At 54.7% G+C, this 6,653-nt stretch carries 3 protein-coding genes; all 3 read right to left on the bottom strand.

Translation table 11 applies throughout. The annotated features are described in order from the left end of the window. Positions 1-214: 214 nt before the first annotated feature. Complete coding sequence (locus NZK35_RS27220) at positions 215-418, bottom strand: magnesium chelatase domain-containing protein (protein ID WP_259635677.1); 204 nt, start codon at positions 416-418, stop codon at positions 215-217. A 328-nt stretch (positions 419-746) separates the two neighbouring features. After that, positions 747-2,078: a hypothetical protein gene (locus NZK35_RS27215; RefSeq protein ID WP_259635676.1), complete on the bottom strand. Its 1,332-nt coding sequence runs from the start codon at positions 2,076-2,078 to the stop codon at positions 747-749. Positions 2,079-2,263: 185 nt separating this feature from the next. Continuing rightward, positions 2,264-6,085, bottom strand: a complete 3,822-nt coding sequence (locus NZK35_RS27210) for a tetratricopeptide repeat protein (RefSeq protein WP_259635675.1) — start codon at positions 6,083-6,085, stop codon at positions 2,264-2,266. Between the last annotated feature and the right edge of the window lie 568 nt (positions 6,086-6,653).

Below are 6,653 nucleotides of genomic sequence, written 5' to 3'. Positions count from 1 at the left end.
GGGTTCCTGCAACGGGTGGCGTGGAAACGCCCCTCGAAACCCATCGATTTGGGCGATCGAACATCGGAAATCACCGATAATCAGGCAGAATGATTCGGGTCAGAATGATGGGGAGAGAAAGGTAGGAAGATGATGGGCAGGGAAACCGTGGACCGGCTGATCGCTATCTGGCTCGGTGCTTCAACTTCTTCCCAAAATTTTGCTACCTTTTCATTCAGCGACATGCGCGGGGACAGACCCCGAGGGGGATGCTGTTGACGATCGCCCGTTCAACTCGGTGTGTCGACTCTTTGACTGCGGTGTCCGGCAGTCCCACCAGAATCGTCTTCGGCATCGCTGCCGGAGAGATATCGACTTCCACATCCACCGGCATCGCCTCGATGCCGAGAAGCGTAAACGTCTTTAACCTTGCCAGCATTGCCCCATGCCCCCGGGAACAATCCCCAAAAATGTGCTGCGACCTTGCCCCGGATACCTGACATTCGCAGCGACCGTCAAGCATCCAGCCAAATCGTGACGAACGGATCTAACACCATCAAGCCCCCACGCCGCTCCGCGAATGCTGGTAAATAGACGCCGGCGACAAACGCGTAACCATTCGGCAATGAAATGGCTGAACCCTTCATTGGACGAATGCGTCAGATCTGGCTCCCCCTCATGAATTCCGCGTCGCCGGCAGGCATGGGTCTGCGATCGGCGTGTTCGGCAATTCAATCTACCGTCGCTAAAGCACGGTAGGACGGTTGCTACTGCGCAGTTGGAATAAGCAACATTCCATACCCGTTGTTCAGAAGATACGGATTCTCGAGCACGTAGTTCTCGAACGCCATCACGACCGGCAGGTCATTGACCGGATTTCCGTCGTTGGTCACCCAGCGATTGGTGAGTCGCAGGCTCGAGAGACGCAAGTCGGGATTGGACCAATCGATTTCGGGTGCCGTGGTGGTGTCGACGACGTCGATCAGGTCGATCCGCTGTTCAGTGTCGCGATGGTACAGAAAAGACCGCGGCGCGTCCCACATTCCCCCGGTCGTGAAATCGAGATCGTCATTCAAACACTTCGGCACTCCGTCCAAAAAGGTTTCCCAAGTGTCGGAGTATAAGTACGCGATCGTGAGGTTGGTCGTCGTTGTTTCGCCACGCCTTTTTCGTTCGGTCGTTGATGTTGCTCGACCAAGAAAATCGCCCCACGAGTTCACTCCTCCGAAGGTTGGTGTGGAGAAGCTGTAGATCGTATTGCTGTCAACTTGAACCGGCGTGAGGCTGATTTCGCCGACTCCGGGGTTTCCAAGGTTGATTCGGGTGGTCGTTCCCGCACCGGTCTCGTCGTAGGCGTTACCGGCGACAAAAAAGTCGCCCGACGCAAGGCGATCGGAAATTCCGGTCGCATGAAAGCTGGGCAACTCAGCTGCAATCTCCCAGCTGTTCTGCACCGGATCGAACGAAGCAACGTAGCTGACAAAACCCGACGAAGTTTCACTCCAGTCGAGCAACAGGACGTCATTTGAATTGTTCAGAGCTCGCGGGCTCACTTTACTGCTACCCACGTCCGGCAAGCTATAAAACTGATATCCGTTGGCTGTGTCCACCAACCCTGGCAATTCTAAAAAGCCCGGTTCTGTCGGCTTGACGTAGAGCGGATGAAGGTTTTCCAGGGGTTGAATCGCGACCGCTATCAGGCCGTCGTCGTTCATGCCCCAAATTCGCCTGATTACAAAATCTTCGGGCAGACCATTGACGACCTCATTGAGGTCAACCGCCTGCCCCGCGTGAATCGCGGGGTCATAAAAGAAGACCCCCGCGTAGCGGCTTCCGTCTTCACGTAGCATCAAGGTTTCACCCGCGACCTGCAACTGTTCGTTGATGCAGGTGTTCCCGTTCTGGAACATATGGCTGCCGGCCGGTTTGGAAAACAGGCTGACGGAATACATCGGTGGCGGCGGTTCGGAGTCTCCTCCGGCTTTCGATTTTTTGCCGGGTTGTGCCAAAGCCGGCACGGCAGTGATGATCGACAAGCTGATCAGTATCACCAGCGTTAGGGCGACGCGTGGGACTTTGAAAAGACGTTTCAATGGCATCGTTGGTGTCCTTCTTAGGGTGCGGATCGATCGGATAATGAAAGTCCGACGATCAAAAGGAAATCGCGGACGTCATCTCAATCACCGTCCGCCTTCACCAACACATGCGAGAGATGTCGGAACTCTTTCCAATGATTCTGGAAGAAATTTTTGCGGTCATTCGGGCGATCAAAAAATCGCCGTTATCAATTGCTGCCCGCTTCGGCAGTGGACACGCCGGCGGCCTTTGCGGCCCGGTCGCGTTTGACCTGGTATTCACTGTTTTCAGGACTCAATGCCAGGGCTTTTTCGTACTGCTCAAACGCTTTCTCGGGCTGGTCCAGATCTTCGAAGTAGATGTCACCGGCCAGGATGTAAGCTTCATCGCGAGTAAAATAGTGGGTGTCACCATCGGAATCGACCTCGAACCCCTTTTTGATATCAGCGAGTGCCAATTCATGCTCCCCGCGAACACGCAATAGGAACGCGCGTTCGAAGTATCTTGCATTGCTGGAGGGTTCCAACTCGATCAGCAGGTCACGGTCTTTCAAGGCACCGGCCAAATCACCCAATTCGCGTCGGATCGCAGCTCGCACGCCGATGCACCAGGCATTCTTGGGTTGGATCTCTATCGCTTGATTGGCGGATTCGAGCGCTTTTCGATACTCACCCAGTTCCAATAAGGCATGGGCGCGGCCGCGCATCGAAAAGAAGTAATCCGTGACGACATCCAAGGAATCATCATAGAACTGAACGGCTTTTTCATAGTCCTTCACGTCCAGCAGGCAAATGTCACCCGCGATGGCTCCGGCGTGGGCACGCGCTGTGTGTTGGGAAACGTCCCCTTCGCTGGCTCGAAGCCCGGATTCGATGGCCTCGAGGGCCGAACCGAAATCTCCTCGGGCACGGTGGAGATTCGCTAACGTATTGAACAAACCCATGTCTTCTGGCTGGACTTCGATCGCCGACTTGATATCGGCAATCGCCTGCTCATGGTTTTTTAATTTCGCCTGAGCATCCGCCCGTCCCTTCAAGGCCATGATGGACTTGGGATCCTGTTTTAGCGCCTCGTCGAAATGCTTCAGCGCTAATTCGGGCTGTTGTAACTCCTTCAAATAGATGTCGCCGGCAATGGTTCGCGCTCTTGCCCGAGTAAACCAGTGGGCATCGATCGTTGAATCGATTCGAAACCCTTCCTCGAAATCGTCGAGTGCCCGATGGTACGCTCCCATGACGCGACAGGTCTCAGCGCGTTCAAAATATCGGGCGCTGAACCAAGGTTGCAATTCGATGGCTCGCGTTCGGTCGGCGAGCGCATCTTCCCATCGTTGGAGTCGGATATAGAGTCCAGCTCGCCAGCCCCGGAGGTCGGGATCGAGTGGTTCCAGCTCAATCGCTTTGGAATAATCTGCCAGAGCCTTTTCCTCCTTACCGTCGATGAGAGAGTGAACTTTGCCGCGGTAAAACCAACGGACGTAGTCGTTGGGTTCCTGCTGAATTGCTTCATCGAGCTCTTCCAGCCATAGCTTAAAGCCTTCATATTTGAGTTGACGCTGCTGCTTCGCGTCGAGTTCCATTAGTGTGGCCGCCTCGCTGCGAATGATCCGATGCTCTTTGTCGCTACCCTTCTCGAGGTTGCCCCATGCGACTCCCACACCAAAGTATCGATGTGCCGCTTTCTTGTTGCCCAGCCTCCAGTGAGCCATTGCTAACGGAAACAAATGCCATCGGTCGCGATCATAATGGCCAACGGATCTGCCCATCGCCTCCACTTGCTCGAGTCGATCCACGACCTGCTGCCACTGTCCAATGCGATAGTGCGCGATGGCCAGTTCCGTGACATCACCGGCTTTCTCAGGCCTGGCATCAACGACTTGCTGCAAATAGGAAATGCCCTCTTCTACCGCCCGGACTGCATGCCTTGTTGGGATCGGCTCGCCCGCTTCGGTCTTCGTTGTCTCGGCACCGGATAACACTGCCTCGATCTCCTGAAGCCGAAACGACTTCCGCGTCGCTAGCCAATGGCCATTAATCTGATTGGCACGGGCCGGATCATCAGAGAACCGAGCACTGGCCGGATCACTGTTATTGGTCTCGTTATTATTGGTATCGTTCTCGACCCCCTCCGCGTAGAGCTCGGCCGACTTTTGAAATTCCGCGAAGGCTGCATCCAAACGTCCTCGGTTGAAAAAGACTCGTGCCAACTGGGCGTGGGGGTTCGGATCCCTTGGATCAATTTCCATCTGTCGACGAAACTGTTCTTCTGCTTCATCGAACCGCTCCAATTCCACTAAAATGGCACCGCGATTGAAGTGGACTTGTAGATACTTAGGCGAAACGTCGAGGGCCGTATCCAGAAGATTGAGCGCTAATTCGTTCTGTCCGATCAATCGCATCATTAGACCGAGAACGTTGTAATAGTGGGCGACAACGTTCGGGCTTTTCTCTCGAGAATCGTAGCGATCAAAACCACGACTGAGTGATTCGACCGTTTCTTTCGCAGGTAGGTTTCTCCAGGGCAGGCCGGCAAAGATCGAATCCATCACCTTGCGATGTGGAGGGCACGATGCGATGCCGAACCAGACCAATTGCTCTGCCTGATCGAATTTGCCTTGTCGATACTTTTCAAGGATCGTATCCACCAGTGCCATTCGGAACCTGACCATTCGAATTCCCTCAGTCTGCCGTTCCTGAAGTCGCCGCAAATGCTCACGCACGATTTGACGTAGCGGCGGATCGCCGATCAGATCATGTGGATGAATCAGATCCAGAAGAGCCAGGCTTGGCACAATGCTCTCGGGAAGCAAGGCATTCGCAGCCATCGCATGACGGATGGCGTCGTCGGATCTTGCAGGCACACTCGATTCGTAGTACCGGGCAAGCTGGAGATGTACCAGAGGATCTAAAGAGGGCTTTCTGGCCAGTTGCGTCAGCAAGTGCTCGGCAGCAACGAAGGGGTCCTCGAAAACGACCTCTGGCGAGGTGATCGCAAGTCGTATGCGAGCAGGATTGCGCTGCTTGGAAACGTTCTCGCCACCGGTAGCGATCTTGATTTCAAGCGGTTTTTCCGAAGACAGCAAATCTTGATTCAATACTAAATAGAGCGTGTGTGGATTATTAGGAATGGGAACGATCAATGCTGTTTCAAGATCACCGTCGACGGCGTTCTCGAAGGAATAGGAAATTGGAAAATCCGAAAGGACTCGCTGCAAAACATTACGTGATCGCCCGCCCGAGGTTTGAGAAACGGAAAGCTCCCTGATGGTGACGAACCTCTGGCGGCCCATGTACGACGTTTCCACGTCATCATTGCTCCCCAGCAACTCGAGACGAAGGAGACGCGATGGCGCATGAATTGCTTCCGCAGGCACCACGAGCGTGGTGACTTCGGCCGCCGGATTGGGACCTCTCGCTGTGAAGGTGCCGTCATCGGCAAAAGCGTATTGCGTTCCTTGTTCCCCTTCCGCTTGCACCGAATGAAGCGGTTGAAACTTGTCTTCGGCAGGAATAATCGATTTCAGATGCGAGCCCCTTGCCGACATCAGCTGACGGGTCAACGTCGTCAACAGAATACTGGGCTGAGTTTCCGCAATATCGGGTTCAGTAGCGAGCTGCATTAATAAGCCAATGTCTCTACTGGCCAAACCTTTTCTGAGCCGCTTCTTCCAAGGGTCGGAGTCCAATTTTGCTAAGAGCGAATCCAAAGACGCTCGGACCGCCACAGGATCTTCCAGCCGGGCGGCCGACCAGCGGAAACGCCCCAACGTTCCCCGCTCCAAACTCGAATCGACCGAGCGCTCACTCAACACTTCGATGTAAAAACCTTCCGGATCAAAGAGCGTTTCGGCAAATCGATAGTAGGCCACATGTGCATGACCACCTCCGCCCCACGTGCGCCAGCGACCCAGCTGGAAGGGCCAGTTCACATCGGCGTAGTCGGCTACGCCTTCGGAAAACTCAACGCTGACAAGATTCTCAGGTTTCGACTTCGAAGCCACGCGGATTCGCAGTCCCATCAAATCAAACATGCCCTCCGGGCCGCGACCAGGTCCCTTATTGGGCAGCGAATCGTCCAGCAGCGCCTCCAGCCGCAACGCCGAAATCTCAGTTGCCTCGGTTTCAAACGTGATTCGGTGACCCTGATTCGGCTCCGGGCCACTGACCAGGATCGATTGATCCGACAGCACGCGAAACTTGTCGTTCCGACTGGACTCCATTTTGGTGGGTTCCAAAAAACTCCAGCTTTGCCGCGCCCAGTCCGTCAGGGTGCATTCACTATCGAGAAGTTCCCGCCAGCGGTTCAGCGACGCGATGACCGTGACACGATCGTCTGAAGGCATCCGTTGGACTGACTCGAGGATGTCTTGCTGCGGGGTCTCCTTTAATCCCAAGCGTAAGCCCCACTCGCTGAACGCTTGCGCGTAATACGCAGCTGGATTTCTGACCTCGTTGGCGAGAGGGCCTTCTTCCTGATCCGAAGAAACAGTTTCGCCCGCCGCTGCAGGTTGGAGTGGCGGCAAGTCTTTCTGTGCAAAGTATTCATACTCGGATTCCCAGATCTCTCGCAGGCGTTTGAGGGTGCATTCCCATTTAGTT

Origin of the sequence: Stieleria sedimenti, from assembly GCF_025060895.1 — a bacterium.
In the GTDB taxonomy this organism is placed as follows: domain Bacteria; phylum Planctomycetota; class Planctomycetia; order Pirellulales; family Pirellulaceae; genus Stieleria; species Stieleria sedimenti.
This window is presented reverse-complemented; position numbering and strand designations above follow the sequence as displayed.